The following is a 16,234-nucleotide window of genomic DNA, read 5'->3' as shown; positions in this document are numbered from 1 at the left end:
GTATTACGGCTCTTGTCCAACCACATGATGTGACCATGCAGAAAGTGCATCCAACACAGGCTGAAAAGAATTGCCAAAATCAGTCAATTCATATACCACTTTTACAGGCGGTTTATCGCCATAAACCGTTCTGGAAATAAAGCCATCTTTTTCCAATTGTTTTAATTGAAGACTTAGAGTCATTTCAGTTATGGTTGGCATTAATTGTTTAAGCTCACCAAAACGCTTCGCTCCATTTTGTAGATAGTAAAGAATCACGCCTTTCCATCGACCACCGATCAAATCCATCACCATGCTAATAGGACAGGGATAATTTTTTCCTTTAAAGCTGACTTCACAATTTTCGATGGGCTTCACCATAGAAACGCTCTCCTATCTATCCTGATAGTTATTGTACTGTAAAAATATATCACTAAAATAATTTTAGTTACTATCATTTTTATAGTTAAATTAAAGGCAATTTATATGGCTCTTGTAATCCTCGCTCATCCAAATTTCGTTCAATCTATCGCAAACAAAACGATTATTGAACAGCTCAGTCGAAATCACCCTAATCTAGAAATCAGAAATATTCATCAACTTTATCCAGATTATAAAATTGATATTGCAGCAGAACAGGCAGCGTTATTACATCATGATCTGATTATCCTTCAATATCCGATGTATTGGTTTAATATGCCAGCTATTCTTAAAATTTGGCTCGATAATGTTTTTAGTTACCAATTTGCTTATGGATCTAAGGGAGATAAACTCAAAAGTAAGCAGTTATTGATTAGCTTAACAGTCGGGCAACCTGAGAAAAATTTTATTCAGGAAAATGGAGACCATTTAATTGCTGACTTTTTACAAGCCCTGAAACATTCGGCCCAATATACACAAATGAAATATCATGAGCCGCATATTTTATATGAGGTTTCGACTGTATCTGGATTTACGCCAGAAACAATACATTTTAGGGCTCAAGCACATGGACAGAAACTTATTCAGTTTATTCAAAATATTACTGTATAAAATAAAAAGCAGCACAATATGATCCCTATGCTCTGCTTTTTATTTAGACGGCTTGTTTATTGCGGAATACGCAATACCTGACCTGGATAAATATCATCAGCATCCTTTAAAAGAGGCTTATTGGCTTCAAAAATTTTATTGTACTGATTTGCATCACCATAATATTCTTTTGAAATTTTCGATAAATTATCACCAGATTTAACCGTGTAAAATTTACTTTCAGGCTCAGGTGTTTCAACCGTCATCTGATCATCCACTTTGGCAACATGATCAATATTTCCCACAGCCAATACAATTTTTTCCTTGTCTGCTTGACTCTTGACCTTACCCTGAATCGTCGCCAAATCTGTGGTGCTGTTATAGTTCACCACCAAACCTTCTACAGGCAAGCCTAAACTTTTAATATGCGCCAAAAGCTGATTTGCAATCTCTTGTGCTGTCGGTTCAGCAGGCGTTGCAGCGGGTTGTTCAGTTTTTGCCTGATTTTTCTTACCAATACCTTTTACGAAATCAAAAAGACCCATGATTGTCTCCTGTAATGATTATTGTCATCATGAAATAAATTTAAAGCCCTTATAGTTATACTCAAAAAATATCTCGATTTTGGTATATGTTCACTTCAATCAAGTAACAGTATGTAATTTATTTAACCAATTTTTTTAGGATCAGTTGTTATTGAACAATTTAAATTTTAGCTCAGCCATAAAAAAACCACCTTGCGGTGGCTTTTATCAACACTGATCTATTAACCTAATTTCTTGGTTACATAATCAATTGCTGATTGAACAGTTGTGATTTCGTTAGAATCTTCATCAGGAATGGTGATGTCGAAGTCATTTTCGAAAGACATAACAAGTTCAACTAGATCAAGAGAGTCAGCACCCAAATCATCCATGAAAGATGCTTCGTTTTTGATCTCTTCAACTTTCATACCAAGTTGTTCTGCAACTGCTTGCTTAACACGTTGTTCGATATCGCTCACAGGAATTCTCCTCATTGCTTGTGGCGTTTTTAATTGCCGTTAGTTTAATTGAATATTGAATATTTTAAAAGTTTATCCATCAGCCTTAGGCCATGTATAAACCACCATTTACATGTAATACCGTACCAGTAATGTAACTTGCTTTATCAGAAGCGAGGAAACTTACTGCATTTGCGATATCTTGTGGTTCGCCAAGACGACCTAGCGCAACCTGATCACTCATTTTTTTACGAAGATCTTCGCTTAAGCTATCTGTCATTTCAGTTGCAATAAAACCGGGTGCAACACTGTTTACCGTAATCTGGCGACTACCCATTTCCTTGGCAAGACTGCGGCTAAATGCCTCAATGCCTGCTTTGGCTGCTGAGTAGTTGGCTTGACCCGGATTCGCAAAGTGTGCAACCACTGAACTGACATTGATAATACGTCCAAAACGGGCTTTGGTCATGCCTTTTAGCACACGTTTCGATAAACGATAAACCGCTTTTAAATGAATATTTAAAATGTCGTCCCAGTCATCTTCTGACATACGCAATAATAAATTATCGCGTGTAATCCCTGCATTATTGACCAATACCAACACTGGGCCATAGTTTTGTTCAATGTTTGAAACAACAGCTTCAATCTGATCTAGATGACGAACATCTAACACCAAACCTAGACCCTGCTCACCAAATTGCTCTGTTAACTTTTGAGCACCTGATTCACTCGTTGCTGTACCTACGACAAAAAAACCGTCTTGAAGAAGTTGTTGTGCAATTGCCGCGCCAATACCTCGGCTGGCACCTGTCACCAAAGCAACTTTACGTTGTTGTGTCATGCAATTTTTCCTTCCGCCACTAAAACTGCGTTTAAGGCATCTTCCATACGACCTTTGGTATCGATCGCAAATGCTTTTTCAATATTTGGCAAACGTTTCGCAAGGTTACTCAGCACTGTACCCGGACCACATTCCACCACATACTGAATCCCTTGATCTTGCAGGTATTGCATGGTGCGTGTCCATTGTACTGACTGATACAATTGAGCCGTGAGTGCCTGACGCAATTGAGCAACATCGGTGGCGATTGCCGCGTTGACATTTTGTATTACAGGTATATGAGGTAGCTCAATGGCAGTTTGTTCCAATGCTGCTGCGAATTGTTCTGCCGCAGGTTTCATTAATGAACAATGTGATGGTACAGACACAGGCAAAGCAATGGCTTTACCGGATTGCTCTTTGGCAAGCGCCATGACATCATTCACCAATGCAGTCGAACCCGCGATGACCACTTGACCTTGTGCATTGTAATTTGCGGCTTCAACCGAACCCTGTCCAGATGCAGATACGCTTTGGCAGAGCTCCAGCACTTTCTCGTCAGGCAATCCTAAAATTGCAGCCATGGCGCCTTGTCCTTGAGGTACAGCACTTTGCATCAATTTACCGCGTAAATTGACCAATTTCACCGCATCCGCAAGGCTTAATGCTTGTGCTGCAACCAATGCACTGTATTCACCCAGTGAGTGTCCTGCTAAGTATTTAGGTGCAATACCACCCAAATCTAGCCATACACGCCATAAAGCAATACTCGCAGTGAGTAATACAGGCTGAGTATTTTCAGTCTGATCAAGACCTTCACCACTTTGCGCAATCTGCCACAAATCAAAACCAATTGCTTCTGAAGCTTCAGCAAAAGTCTCTTGCACACCACTAAACTGTTCGGCAAGTTCAGCGAGCATGCCGACTTTTTGCGACCCCTGACCTGGGAACAAAAATGCAGTTTTGGTTGCTTGAGCCACTTGCTCGAGTCGTTTAGCAGACATATAAAAATCCTTTACTTCGTCTTAGCTCGTTTCCGAGGCGGAAATTTAACACTTATTGAATCAATTGATAATTGCGAAAAGCAACAAAAAAAGGGAGCTTTCGCTCCCATTTTTTCTACACTTAAGCATCACGCTTTTATGCAAATTGGCTCAATTATTCAGCATCAGCTGCTTTAGCGAATAATTGACGACCACGGTAAAAACCATCTTTAGTCACGTGGTGACGACGATGAGTTTCACCTGTAGTTTGGTCTACAGTTAATGCATTCTCGGTTAAAGCGTCATGTGAACGGCGCATGTCACGGCGAGAGCGACTTTTACGGTTTTGCTGAACGGCCATGATGGCTCCTTACAAAGATCGAAAAAATGGATCAGAACAAATTCAGTTGTCTTAACTCAACATAATAACACAAATTGTGTTATGAATTAAGTTTGCCTTTCAAACCTGCCAAAACATCAAACGGATTATCACGTTTTTCTTCGACAACATTCTCAACGGCTGGTTGATGCTTATGCTCACAAGACACATGCTTAGGAGATAAAGGCATCAACAATAACAGTTCATCTTCTATGAGTGACAGTAAATCAACAGTGGCAGGAGTAGAAAAATCACCCTTTGTTGAAGATTCACTTTCGCCCAAGACGATGAAATCAGCATCCTCATCCAAGCGCTCTATCAGTGACTCATCATCAACCAGTGCGAGACGGAAGTCTGAAACAAGAGGAATTTCCACAGGCTCCAGACAACGCTGACATTCCAGTGGAACTTTTGTTTCAACATGACCATCAAACCACACAACGCGATGATACGCATCCATTGATAGCTTACAGTCTATAGAGATCAATTGATCATTAATTGATCCAACAGCTTCACGAGCAATACGAGCAAAGCGAGACAATGGCAGTGTTCCTGACCATGTAAAGCCCTGTTCAGCCCATTTAAACGGCTCAATCTGTGCCGGAAAGGTATTTGCTGACATAATTAAGGCGGCAATTCTACAAATTCATCGGTACTCTGTCAAAGATTAAGATACAATTTTGTACTAATTTAGACAGAACTCATGGTAACACAGCAATGCACCTGTTGCAGCCGCAACCTGAAGTAACAACTTCATCACTTGTTAGCACCCATTCAACCCATCAGTCTGCCCTGTCGTCTAATACAGTGCAACTCTCACCGTGGCAAAGCCTACAAACAGAACACGAACAGGTTGATTGGCTTATTTTACACTTTAATCACTGGTTTTCCCATCAAAATGTGACGTTGGTCAAAGGAGATTTTGAACCCGAATATTTTCCTGCGCAAAATCAAGCACCCGCTAGAATTCAGTTTGCTCATGGTTTTTTTAATAGTGCCTTACATGAAATTAGTCACTGGACGATTGCAGGGGCAAAACGACGTTTATTGCCTGATTTAGGCTATTGGTATGCGCCAGATGGTCGAACGCTTGAACAGCAACAGCTTTTTGAACAAGTCGAAATTAAACCGCAAGCAATTGAGTGGTTATTTGCTCAAGCTTTTGGTCGCAAATTTCGAGTATCTTTAGACAATTTAACAGGTGAAGGTGGCGACGGAACATCGTTTAAAGATCGTGTGTTTACTCAGGTACAGGCTTATTTTTCAGGTGAAGCAACATTACCATCTGATGCAGCGCATTTTATTCAATGTATTTGCAGCTGTACTCGTGACGGTAAAATTTTACAATCTGATGAATTTAAACGTGAATTGCTTGATTAAATCTGCTTTTAATTACACAACCGCAACTTCTCATCACGTACTGAATCTATTCAATGTGATTAAATAAAAGCGGTCATCAGATTCTTTTCATCTTTGTTTAATCCCTGTTTATTTTTCTTTTCAGGGGAGAAATAAAAGGACTGATGACAGAAATCTATTGGATAGAAGTGACACTTTACAACAATAACATTTGACTCAGGAGGATCCAGATATGTTGCATTTGCATATTCATCCAGAAAATCCACAAGCCCGATTGATTACTCAGGCCGTTGAACGTATCCGTGCAGGCGAAGTGGTGGTCTATCCAACCGATGCCGCCTATGCGATTGGTTGTCAGATTGGCAATAAAAGCGCAATGGAGCGTATTGCGCAAATTCGTGGACTTGGCCCAAAACATCAATATGCGATTATGTGTTGCGATTTATCAGATATTGCCACTTATGCCAAAGTCGATAATGCCATGTATCGTTTATTGAAAAATAATACGCCAGCAATCACCACTTTTATCTTGCCAGCCACCAGCGAAGTTCCAAAGCGGTTAATGCACCCCAAAAAGAAAACTATCGGGCTACGTATTCCGACTAATCCTATCTGTCAGGCATTGTTACAAGAACTTGGCGAACCCATTTTAACCAGTACCCTGATCTTACCGGGTCAGGAAGATCCATTGGATGATCCATATGACATTGAAAATCAGTTGAGCAAACGCATTGATGTGTTTATCGATGGAGGATTTGGCACACTAACCACCACCAGTATTGTAGATTTGTCTGGAGATCATCCTGAGGTTGTTCGTCAAGGCGCGGGTGATGTGAGTGCGTTTGAGTAATCATTCATAGCCATCTATAAAGGACGAAATTGTTCAATCACATCATTTAAACGTTGTTTTTGCTTGGCACGTTCATCAAAGTTATCAGGGCTTAGCCAGACATCATAGGCAGATTTCAATTCAAACCACTCCTCGTCAATGATTGAAAACCATGCTGTATTGCGGTTACGTCCTTTTGTTACTCGATCTTGGCGAAATAGTCCTTCAAAATAAAATCCAAAGCGTAATGCCGCACGTTTTGAAGGCTCATTCAAGTCATCACATTTCCATTCGATTCGTCGAAAATTGTAATCAAAACACTGTTTAAGCAATAAAAAGACAGCTTCTGTAGCAGCGGTTGTATGTTTTAAGCGATGTGAAAAATACACGTTGCCAATTTCAATAGCAGCATGCGCTAAACGTGGATTGAGCAATGCGATCCAACCCACAACCTCATCATTCATCTTAATCAGATAATGATACGAAGGATGAAACCCAAATACATTTTGCAGGGCGTGCTTCAACTCATCGCGACTTTGAAAGCCCTCATAGGGTAAATATGTCCAACACCGTGCATCTGGTTCAGTGTTAATCGTTTGCCAAAGTTGTTCTAGCTCCAAATCATTTGGACAGGTATCAGAAAGAGGAAGTAATTCCACAAATTGTCCTGTTAATTTTTCATATTGATAACTTACAGGTAATAATTGTTGAACCTGAAATCCAACAGGTTGTTGGTACGAATTTAAGTTTGATTTTAAATATTTTTTCATTTTAATTATGCCCTAAGTCTAGTCTATTGATCCGACCACATTTCTAAACAAAATAACACTATCACAAAACCTTGAGCGTATTTAGGTATAAAATAGTGTTTATTTATTTATGGTTTTGATGCTTTTAACAATTTATTAAAGTCTGAATTTCCATTAGAATAAAAGCCATTCTAATCTCCTTCTCTTTATGGCATTTATGCTCAATATGTCTAAAGTGACTCATGCTTTTGAAAATTCGCGTGGCCTATAACTGTAATGAACCAAGCTTTGAATCATTCATCGGAAGACTTACCGCAGATTCGCGTATTGGACGAATGGCAAGATGTTATTCCTGAAGATTTATATATTCCGCCTGCTGCTTTTGAAATTTTACTCGAACATTTCGAGGGACCCCTCGACTTCCTGATTTACCTAATTCAAAAAAATGGTTTTGATTTATTACAACTCGATATTGCCCCTATTGCGACTCAATACCTTTCTTATATGGATGCAATGAAGTCTCTCAATATTGAATTGACCGCAGATTATATGGTCATGGCAGCGTTGTTGGCTGATCTTAAATCACGATTACTCCTTCCTAAACCTACATCAATTAGCTTAGAAAAAGATCCTAAACAGGAACTCATTGATCGTTTAGAAACCTATTTGCGTATTAAGCAAGCTGCCGAACGTTTAGGACAGTTTACAGTACTAGATCGGGATACTTTTAGTCCCAATGTCGGCTTAGGTCATACAGCACCTGTGTATGAGGGATATGATGTCGAAAGCTTACGCGATGCACTATTTTGTGTGTTTAATCGACCTGAACCTGTCATGCATACGGTTGAGCAAGAACCTGTTTTACTTGAAGAACGTATTGCATTTATTCAGGAAAAAGTTAGCTCTGGGTCTGTTTTAGTATTTGAGGAATTATTAAATCCAGTACAGGGTCGGATGGGCATGGTTGTGACCTTTATGGCCGTATTGGAACTGACGCGCCAACAAATAATCAGAATTGTTAGCGCAGGTATTGATGCGCCACTCTCGATTCAGGGAGCACAGCTATGACTCTCGATCAACAACTGGCGATGTCACCTGAAGACATGCATCATGATGTGTTATTACAAATTGAAGCTATATTATTTGCCAGCGATGCACCAGTGTCACTTGCACGATTAAAACAAGCCTTTCAGGATCAATATAATAAACCGCAATTACGTCAGTTTTTACAACAGCTTGCTGTCTTACAACATGGGCGATCTATTGAACTGATTGAAACTGCTCAAGGCTTTCGGTTTCAGGTTCGATCAAAATATCGTAATATAATCACACAAGTTTGGCCTGAACGCCCAACCAAGCTCTCACCGTCATTGCTCGAAACCATTGCCGTGATCGCCTATCATCAGCCAGTCACGCGCGCGGATATTGAACAGATTCGTGGTGTTACCAACAATAGTCAGATTTTGCGTACATTATTTGACTGGAACTGGATTAAAGAATCGGGCTTTAGAGATTTACCCGGAAGACCTGCGTTGTTGATTACAACGCCCCAATTTTTGAACGCTTTTGGCCTAGCATCTTTAGGTCAATTGCCTCCCCTACAGGATGCCAAGGAAGCTTTCATGACACTGGATGCAAATGCAGCCAAGTCTTGAATAGGTGAACTGTTGACAATTAATTCTAAGGTTGTGCTGTCATGAGTGAAAAGTTGCAAAAAGTATTAGCGCGAATCGGTCTCGGTTCACGTCGATATATGGAAGAGGTTATTGCCGCAGGTCGCGTCAGTGTAAATGGTCAGATTGCGCAGGTAGGCGAACGAATCGAACCAGGTGATGAATTACGTATTGATGGTCGTAAAGTTCAGTTTCAAGTCGAAGATGAAATTCGTCGTCGTGTCCTGATTTATTACAAACCTGAAGGTGAAATCTGCTCCCGCAACGACCCTGAACAGCGTCCAACTGTGTTTGAGCATCTTCCTCAGATTGCTAATGATCGTTGGGTCATGGTAGGCCGTCTGGACATTAACAGTACAGGTTTATTGCTTTTTACAAATGATGGTGAACTTGCCAATCGTTTAATGCATCCGTCCAATGAAGTTGAACGTGAATATGCAGTTCGTGTCATGGGTGAGGTTACTCCACAAATTCGTCAAACCCTTTTAAATGGTGTAGTACTGGATGATGGCCCTGCCAAATTCGAGTCATTTTCAGAGCTTGGTGGTGATGGGATCAACCGTTGGTATCAGGTTGTGGTTAAAGAAGGACGTAACCGCGAAGTCCGTCGCTTATTTGAATCACAAGGTTTAAAAGTCAGCCGTTTGTTGCGTACCCGTTATGGCACTGTAATTTTGCCACGTGAACTGCGCACTGGCCGCTGGATGGAACTAGATAAAGCAGATATTGATAACCTAACTAAACTGGTTGAACTCAAGCCACGCCAAGGTACTGGTCTGTATGGTATGGCAAAACGTCGTACTGAACGCATGGTGGAAAAACCACTGGCTGCACGTCGTGGAGGCTATTTACGCCAACAAAAGCGTGATACGGACGATCAAACTGAGAGCCAATCTAAACCATTTTCTCCACGCAAAAGCTTTGGTCAGAATAAAACGTTTAAAAAGTTTTAATCACTGACACTTAACTAGATTGAAGAGTCCATATATGGGCTCTTTTTTCATTTAATGCTAATTTTTTTGTGAATTTTACTATTTTATAGACAGACAGTCTTGTATATAATCACCACAAAATGAAACAATCCAACAACAATAGGTTCATGATGATGAAAAAAATATCTTATTTAGCAATCGCAGTATCTTTAGCGACTTTAGCAGGCTGTGGGGGTGGTGGATCAAGTGATTCTGGAATGACTTCTGGATCAAATAATTCCAATACTGGAAATAACAATTCATCTGGTAATACAACAAATCAAGGCTCATGCAATCGAGGTGTATTACTAAATTCCAATTTAACAGCTAAATCTATTTTTGATGATTCTCTGTATAGCATCGATTATTTGAACATCATGCAAAGAGATTCATCTGGATTTATGGAGACCAAAAAAAATGGAATCTATGCGGAGAAAATTTCTCTTAGTGGACAAATGTTATATTCAGAATATCTTCCAATTTATAATCTTAGTCTTACAGAAATTGAAACTAATGAACAAAGTAAACCCGTTGATTATAATTTAAATTCATCAGGTCTCTATACCACTAAAACATATCAAAAACAAAATAATGGCTGGCCTCTTGGTTATCTTACTACATCAAGTAACTTAAAATTATCACTAGCATCATTTAATGATAAATGCAATTTCTCCGTAAATAAATTAGATTATACCTTTGAAAGTATTGATTTATCTGGTAAGAAAATTAAAGACATTTTACCAAATAATATTTTAACGAGCTATCCAAAAGCAGTTGAATATACCTATATTAATGATCAAGTTGGGAATATTCTAAAGCGTGAAGATAAGGCTTTAAATAATCTAATGAACAGTACTGATACCTTCCCACAAGGTTCAATTATTTATCTTCCAAAATCTGCCATTTATGATGACAATCAATTTAGTTTTTCCGAAGATAATGCAACTAAGTTTCAAACTCTAGATGAATGGTTTAATGCACTTTATGGAAAATCATCATATAAATATAAACATGATACAGTAGGCGGCTTAAATGTAATTTATAGTATCGATTCAAATGGAAATCCAGTATATGGTGCAGCTGATCCTGCTATTGAAATGAATGGAAAAATCTATGATGGCGAATGGAGCATAAAAGGAGACGTTCTTTCACCAACCTATGGTTTACAAAATAGTAATACACCTGATTATATTAATTATGAAACTCCTAGTGAACACGCATTATTCAACAAAACTGCCTACGAGTTTATCTCTGCAAAAATCCAAACCTATTATAAATAATGTAATCTAAATTATTTATCAAAAAAGGCTTTATCTTATAGATAAAGCCTTTTTTCTTTGATTAAAACTTCTGTTATAACTTAGGAATATCGATCCATTTCGCTTCTGAAAAATATTGTTTTAAATAATTTTTTAAATATTGTGCTGTATCTTTTGAAATGATTTCATCCTGAGATTCATCATTCAGATTATAGGCAAGTGCATAAAGCGATAAACCTCGTTGTTTTAAAGCTTCCAAACTGAGTAAAGTATGATTAATACTACCCAAACGCCCAGAACTGACCAAGATTACAGGAAACTGTTTTTGTGCAATATAATCTATGGTGAGCAGTTCTGTCGTTAAGGGAACCATTAACCCACCTGCCCCTTCTAATAACACCATATCAAAACGCTGTTGTAGGGTTTTAGTCGCCTTCTCAATTTTATCAAAATCAATGTCTCGACCATCAAGTTGTGTCGCCAAATGCGGCGAAGCAGGATAACTAAAAATTTCAGGCATAGTCAGTTTTTCATGATCTTCTGGCAACCAGCCTGTCCCCATAATGTCACGATGTTTTTCGATATCTTCAGAAACATCCACATTTCCAGTCTGAATCAATTTTTGGGTAATGGTCGACTGCCCTTGTGTATTCCAGAGTTTCGCCAGATAACCTGTGGCATAAGTTTTACCAATTCCCGTATCAATCCCACTGACAAAATAAACTAAAGCACTCATGCTGTTCTCCGTGCGATACAATAAATAGGATGATAGGTCAAAGAATACTGCTGATTTTCTAGCTGAAATTGTTGATAGCGTTGATAAAATTCAGTAAGTGATTGTTTTGTCCAGCGTTGTTGCTGTACAGATGCCCCAGTCACACCAGTGGCTTTAAGGTGTTTGAGTACCGCTTTCGGGGTTTCAAACCGCATATATAAAGATTGTTGGCTTAGCTCAACAACCTCAAAGTTTACTTTTTCAAGTTGTTGTCGCCAGTCATCAATCGACCAATATTGTAAACCCTGCCCAGTAAGCTGTTTAATTTCAGTAAAATTATCAGGGCCAAAGGTGGAAAAACATAACCAGCCTTGCGCTTTCAATACATCATAACAACGTGTTAATAATGCAGGTAAGTCATTAATCCACTGAAGGGCTGAACTCGACACGATTGCATCTAAAGCTGCGGGCAAATCCAGTGTTTCAATATCCCCAATCATCCATTGGATCGGTAAATGACCCTGAAAATGTTGCTGCACTTGTGGATACAAATCATTCAGATACCACTGTTCAATTTGAAAATTTTTAACCAATTGATGGGTTAAATTGCCCGATCCACAGCCAATTTCCAAAACATGCGCTAAATTTTCAGGACAATGGTTTTGCATCAATTGGCACAAATGCTGACTGATTTGTTTTTGGATAACCGCTTGTTCAGTATAGCTTTGTCCCGCTTTGGCAAAACGCTGGGCAATCAGGGATTTATTGAGATTCACAAACACGCTACCAATCGTTCTAGATCATCAGACTGAATCAGTGATGTTAATGAAATTCTGAGCCGTGCGCTATGCTGCGGCACAGTGGGAGGACGAACGGGCATCGCATAAAAACCATGTTGCTGTACGCTTTGAGATTTTTCTACTGCTGTTTGGCTTGCTCCGACAATAATCGGCACGATATGGCTGGTCGATGGACTATGATAACCTTTTGCGACAATTGCCGATTGTAAATCCTGACTGATCTTGTGTAAATGTAAGCGTTCGCTCTTAGCTGCCATGACTTTTTTAAAGATAAAATCCGACCATGCAATATTGATCGGCGGCAAAGCGGTACTAAAAATCAATGGACGCATAGTGTTGATCAAATAGCTGCGAATTATTGGATCACATATCAGATAGCCGCCTACTGAGGCACAGGCTTTTCCAAAGGTACCGACCAGTAAATCAATATCAGCCATCACGTTATATTGCTCGGCACAACCCAAACCCTGCTCACCACGAACACCGATCGCATGTGCTTCATCCACATACAGCATGACTTTATCAAAACCATGCTTAATCTTCACCAGTTCAGACAGATCCGTTTCATCCCCGTCCATACTAAAAATACTTTCAGTCACCACAATAATGCGCTCAATGTCGGCATCATCATGATATTTTTCAAGCATTTGAGTGAGATGCTGTAGATCATTATGCCGATAACGTACATATTTGGCAGACGACAAACGAATGCCATCGATCATACTGGCATGTACCAATTTATCAGCCAAAATCAGCGTTTTACTGTCACTTAAAGCAGGCAAAATTCCGATATTCATATGGTAGCCGCTATTGAAGAGCAGCGAAGCACGACCTAAAAATGCCTGACTTAAATTCGCTTCAAACTGTTCATATTCCTCAAAATTACCTGTCAGCAAGCGCGATGAAGATGAACTAAAATAACAGCGTTGAATGGGTTGCTGATCTAAAAATTCCTCACGTAGCTGAACATTTGCAGCCAAGCCCAAGTAATCATTGGAGGAAAGATTAAGCATCTTTCTTCCTGCAATCTCAATATAAGCACCGTGTTGCTCATTGGCGGTAAACTGGCGTAAATTTCCAGTCTGTTTAAGCTGATCAAGCTGCTGTTGATAATGATCAAGCAATGCCATGTTTCACCTCAACTTGCATCTGTTGTACCACGTCAATCAGTTGTTCTAGCAGGAAATTTAACTCGTCTTTGGAAATAACATATGGTGGCATCACATACACCAATTTACCAAAAGGCCTCACCCAGATCCCACGCTCAACAAACTGCTGTTGCAAGGTTTTCATATCGACATTGAACTTGAGTTCCACCACCCCAATCGCCCCTAAAATACGTACATCTGCCACGTATTCCAATGCAGACAAAATCTGCAATGATTGTAATTGTTCAGATATCCGTTGAATATTGGCTTGCCAATCCTGTTCGAGCAATAACTGAGTACTTCTCAAAGCAACGGCACAGGCCAAAGGATTCGCCATAAAAGTGGGGCCATGCATAAAAACACCAGCTTCACCAGCACTAATGGTTTCAGCGACCTGCCTAGTCGTAAGCGTGGCTGATAAAGTCATATAGCCACCTGTCAGTCCTTTACCAAGACACATAATATCGGGCTCAACCTGTGCATGTTCCCACGCAAACAGTTTTCCAGTCCGACCAAAACCTGTGGCAATTTCATCAAAAATCAGCAGTAACTGATATTGGTCGCACAACTTGCGGAGCTGTTTTAAGTATTCTGGATGATAAAAGCGCATTCCACCTGCGCCCTGTACAATCGGTTCAATAATAAATGCAGCCAATTCTTGATGATGCAGTTTTAAGATTTGCTCCACTTCATCAAGTTCATGCGGATTCCATTCACCATCAAAACGACTTTGCGGCTCAGACACAAAAATACGTTGCGATAAACTATTTCCGAAAATCTGATGCATGCCCGTGACAGGATCACAAACCGACATGGCATTCCAAGTGTCGCCATGATAACCAGAACGTGTGGTGATAAAATTGGTCTTTTGTTTGAGGGTTGTGTCCGATTCGGCTTTTGAAGATCCCGCTTTTGATGACCCTGCTTTTGATGACCAATACTGAACCGCCATTTTCATGGCGACTTCCACCGCAACTGAACCTGAGTCAGCATAAAAAATTTTATCCAGACTGGGCGGCGTGATTTTGAGTAGTAATTTTCCCAGTTCAATTGCAGGCTCATGGGTGAGACCACCAAACATGATATGTGCCATATGGTCGAGTTGACGCTTCACAGCAAGATCGAGTTCAGGATGATGATAACCATGAATTGCGCACCACCATGAAGACATGCCATCAATCAACTGACGGCCATCCTCAAGTTCAATGGTTGCGCCATAGGCACGTTTGACTTTAAAGGTAGGTAATGGATGAAGCATGGAGGTATAAGGATGCCAGATATGCTCCAAATCAAACTGATCACTCATCCATTGACTCCATTGATGTACCTTTTCAATATGAAACTACATATTAAACGTGCAGACTTTGAAAATATATTGCGATAAACACCATTTCGTTTAAAGCTTAAACTGATGATTCAATAAATTTCGTAATTTCATTGCAAGTTTTTTCGACCTGAATGAACGGAAAGCTGTGTGCAGCATTTTCAACGGTCACAATCTGAATTGATTTTGCATTAATCTTCTGCATATCTTGCACAATTTCGCAAGGAACTAGCGCATCATGATCTGCAAAGAGATGAAGCTGACGACCTGTATAATTTTTTAAGATATCAACTAGATTAAATTGTTCCAGTATCGCTAAACCTTGTTTTAATAGCGACATGGGCTGCGCATGCAACATGGTTTGCATCGTATTAAAATCAGATTTAGCTGTTTCAACACCTTTGGTCACCAGCAAACCAAAACGCTTCAGAGTCGTAATCGGATCATGCTCAAAAGACTGCTTAAACTGATGAAAATCTTCTATCGACATCGCATGTCGCCAATTTTCATGTGCCACAAAACTTGGATTAGAGGCCATCGTAATCAAAGTCTTGTTTTGACCTGTCTTGAGAGCAACGTCATGTACCAAGCGCATGGCTAACTCGCCCCCCAATGACCATCCTGCAATCACATCAAATTTGATAGCTTGTTCTACCTGTTGTGCTAAAACCTGCTCATCTAGCGCATTAAAAATATTACTGAGTTCAACGGTATAGCCTTGTTGTTCAAGTAACTGTTTTAAGGGGTTTAATAGCTTCTCACCGCCACCCCATCCTGTAATGAGAAGAATACGTTGTTTCAATGTCTTACTCTGTGCCTTTCACTTGAAAAAGTATAACCATTTTTATTCGGTGATTTGATTGCGGGGTTGCTCATTATTGTCCAGATCAAGTAACAAAGTTGCAGGAATCACTTTTTCCCAACAATCTCGTTTAAATTGTTGATGAACTTGATCAATCTCAAAAGGACTGGTTTTAGCTATTTGTTGCGCTTTGACTAAATCGACGGCTCGCATATAAGCAATTAAATAACCCTGCCCTTCGATCTGGATATGAAACCATGATTCAACTATAACACCTTCGGCTTGAAGCGTTTCAATCGCTTCAACTTTGCGCTGCTCAAGCTGTTGTTGCCATGTTTCAACTTTTGACCATGTATTATTGGGCTTTAATTTAATCAGTGCTGCACCAACGTCCATTGATCTTCTTTCACTTTATTTATTTTGATTGATCTAATATGCATAGACCGAATCA

The 16,234-nt window shown here is 39.7% G+C and carries 21 protein-coding genes; 7 read left to right on the top strand and 14 right to left on the bottom strand.

Annotated elements, in window-relative coordinates; translation table 11 throughout:
• Nucleotides 1–3: 3 nt before the first annotated feature.
• Nucleotides 4–360, bottom strand: a complete 357-nt coding sequence (locus tag J500_RS11170; RefSeq protein ID WP_004991064.1) for a winged helix-turn-helix transcriptional regulator — start codon at nt 358–360, stop codon at nt 4–6.
• 105 nt (nt 361–465) lie between these two features.
• Here J500_RS11170 and J500_RS11165 point away from each other — a divergent pair, with 105 nt between their 5' ends.
• Nucleotides 466–1,011, top strand: coding sequence for an NAD(P)H-dependent oxidoreductase (locus tag J500_RS11165; protein WP_034699622.1), 546 nt, complete (start codon nt 466–468; stop codon nt 1,009–1,011).
• Between the two features lie 56 nt (nt 1,012–1,067).
• Here J500_RS11165 and lysM read toward each other — a convergent pair whose 3' ends face one another.
• The 6 genes from lysM to J500_RS11135 form a co-directional block, all read right to left on the bottom strand.
• A complete protein-coding gene (lysM, locus tag J500_RS11160) occupies nt 1,068–1,535 on the bottom strand; it encodes a peptidoglycan-binding protein LysM (RefSeq protein ID WP_004995904.1) in 468 nt (155 codons plus the stop codon).
• A 221-nt stretch (nt 1,536–1,756) separates the two neighbouring features.
• Nucleotides 1,757–1,993 (bottom strand): acyl carrier protein, encoded by a 237-nt coding sequence (gene acpP, locus J500_RS11155; protein WP_004991077.1) that lies wholly within the window; start codon nt 1,991–1,993, stop codon nt 1,757–1,759.
• A gap of 85 nt (nt 1,994–2,078) precedes the next feature.
• Nucleotides 2,079–2,813: a 3-oxoacyl-ACP reductase FabG gene (gene fabG, locus J500_RS11150; protein ID WP_004995900.1), complete on the bottom strand. Its 735-nt coding sequence runs from the start codon at nt 2,811–2,813 to the stop codon at nt 2,079–2,081.
• Nucleotides 2,810–3,796 (bottom strand): ACP S-malonyltransferase, encoded by a 987-nt coding sequence (gene fabD / locus J500_RS11145; RefSeq protein ID WP_004995898.1) that lies wholly within the window; start codon nt 3,794–3,796, stop codon nt 2,810–2,812. Before fabD ends, fabG begins: the two co-directional genes overlap by 4 nt.
• A gap of 154 nt (nt 3,797–3,950) precedes the next feature.
• Nucleotides 3,951–4,136, bottom strand: a complete 186-nt coding sequence (gene rpmF / locus J500_RS11140; protein WP_004723964.1) for a 50S ribosomal protein L32 — start codon at nt 4,134–4,136, stop codon at nt 3,951–3,953.
• A gap of 79 nt (nt 4,137–4,215) precedes the next feature.
• On the bottom strand, nt 4,216–4,776 hold the full coding sequence (locus J500_RS11135) for a YceD family protein (RefSeq protein ID WP_004991096.1): 561 nt from the start codon (nt 4,774–4,776) through the stop codon (nt 4,216–4,218).
• 95 nt (nt 4,777–4,871) lie between these two features.
• Between J500_RS11135 and J500_RS11130 the strand changes: the two genes are divergently transcribed.
• Both J500_RS11130 and J500_RS11125 read left to right on the top strand, forming a co-directional pair.
• Complete coding sequence (locus J500_RS11130; RefSeq protein ID WP_004995892.1) at nt 4,872–5,534, top strand: elongation factor P hydroxylase; 663 nt, start codon at nt 4,872–4,874, stop codon at nt 5,532–5,534.
• 211 nt (nt 5,535–5,745) lie between these two features.
• Nucleotides 5,746–6,363 (top strand): L-threonylcarbamoyladenylate synthase, encoded by a 618-nt coding sequence (locus tag J500_RS11125; protein WP_004991100.1) that lies wholly within the window; start codon nt 5,746–5,748, stop codon nt 6,361–6,363.
• Between the two features lie 14 nt (nt 6,364–6,377).
• On the opposite strand, the gene J500_RS11120 is transcribed toward J500_RS11125, so the two are convergent.
• A complete protein-coding gene (locus J500_RS11120) occupies nt 6,378–7,112 on the bottom strand; it encodes a GNAT family N-acetyltransferase (RefSeq protein ID WP_004995891.1) in 735 nt (244 codons plus the stop codon).
• A 255-nt stretch (nt 7,113–7,367) separates the two neighbouring features.
• On the opposite strand from J500_RS11120, the gene J500_RS11115 reads away from it, so the two are divergent.
• The 4 genes from J500_RS11115 (at nt 7,368) to J500_RS11100 (ending at nt 11,015) form a co-directional block, all read left to right on the top strand.
• Nucleotides 7,368–8,159, top strand: a complete 792-nt coding sequence (locus J500_RS11115; RefSeq protein ID WP_004995888.1) for a segregation and condensation protein A — start codon at nt 7,368–7,370, stop codon at nt 8,157–8,159.
• On the top strand, nt 8,156–8,746 hold the full coding sequence (gene scpB, locus J500_RS11110; protein ID WP_004995886.1) for an SMC-Scp complex subunit ScpB: 591 nt from the start codon (nt 8,156–8,158) through the stop codon (nt 8,744–8,746). Before J500_RS11115 ends, scpB begins: the two co-directional genes overlap by 4 nt.
• A 41-nt stretch (nt 8,747–8,787) precedes the next feature.
• The gene (gene rluB, locus J500_RS11105; protein WP_004995884.1) at nt 8,788–9,717 is read left to right on the top strand and encodes a 23S rRNA pseudouridine(2605) synthase RluB; all 930 of its coding nucleotides are present in this window, start codon (nt 8,788–8,790) and stop codon (nt 9,715–9,717) included.
• A gap of 146 nt (nt 9,718–9,863) precedes the next feature.
• Complete coding sequence (locus J500_RS11100) at nt 9,864–11,015, top strand: hypothetical protein (RefSeq protein ID WP_228128171.1); 1,152 nt, start codon at nt 9,864–9,866, stop codon at nt 11,013–11,015.
• 73 nt (nt 11,016–11,088) lie between these two features.
• On the opposite strand, the gene bioD is transcribed toward J500_RS11100, so the two are convergent.
• The 6 genes from bioD to J500_RS11070 all read right to left on the bottom strand — a co-directional run bounded on the left by bioD (nt 11,089) and on the right by J500_RS11070 (nt 16,179).
• Nucleotides 11,089–11,730, bottom strand: a complete 642-nt coding sequence (gene bioD / locus J500_RS11095) for a dethiobiotin synthase (RefSeq protein ID WP_004995882.1) — start codon at nt 11,728–11,730, stop codon at nt 11,089–11,091.
• Complete coding sequence (gene bioC / locus J500_RS11090; protein WP_004995881.1) at nt 11,727–12,485, bottom strand: malonyl-ACP O-methyltransferase BioC; 759 nt, start codon at nt 12,483–12,485, stop codon at nt 11,727–11,729. Before bioC ends, bioD begins: the two co-directional genes overlap by 4 nt.
• Complete coding sequence (locus J500_RS11085; protein WP_004995880.1) at nt 12,482–13,639, bottom strand: 8-amino-7-oxononanoate synthase; 1,158 nt, start codon at nt 13,637–13,639, stop codon at nt 12,482–12,484. The genes bioC and J500_RS11085 overlap by 4 nt, the downstream gene beginning before the upstream one ends.
• On the bottom strand, nt 13,626–14,963 hold the full coding sequence (gene bioA / locus J500_RS11080; RefSeq protein WP_004995878.1) for an adenosylmethionine--8-amino-7-oxononanoate transaminase: 1,338 nt from the start codon (nt 14,961–14,963) through the stop codon (nt 13,626–13,628). The genes J500_RS11085 and bioA overlap by 14 nt, the downstream gene beginning before the upstream one ends.
• A gap of 97 nt (nt 14,964–15,060) precedes the next feature.
• Entirely contained in the window at nt 15,061–15,783 is a 723-nt protein-coding gene (locus J500_RS11075) for a hypothetical protein (RefSeq protein ID WP_004995877.1), read from the bottom strand.
• Between the two features lie 42 nt (nt 15,784–15,825).
• The gene (locus J500_RS11070) at nt 15,826–16,179 is read right to left on the bottom strand and encodes a DUF6176 family protein (protein WP_004995876.1); all 354 of its coding nucleotides are present in this window, start codon (nt 16,177–16,179) and stop codon (nt 15,826–15,828) included.
• Nucleotides 16,180–16,234: the final 55 nt, after the last annotated feature.

The organism is Acinetobacter sp. 479375 (assembly GCF_000581715.1).
Taxonomy (GTDB): Bacteria; Pseudomonadota; Gammaproteobacteria; order Pseudomonadales; family Moraxellaceae; genus Acinetobacter; species Acinetobacter ursingii.
This window is presented reverse-complemented; position numbering and strand designations above follow the sequence as displayed.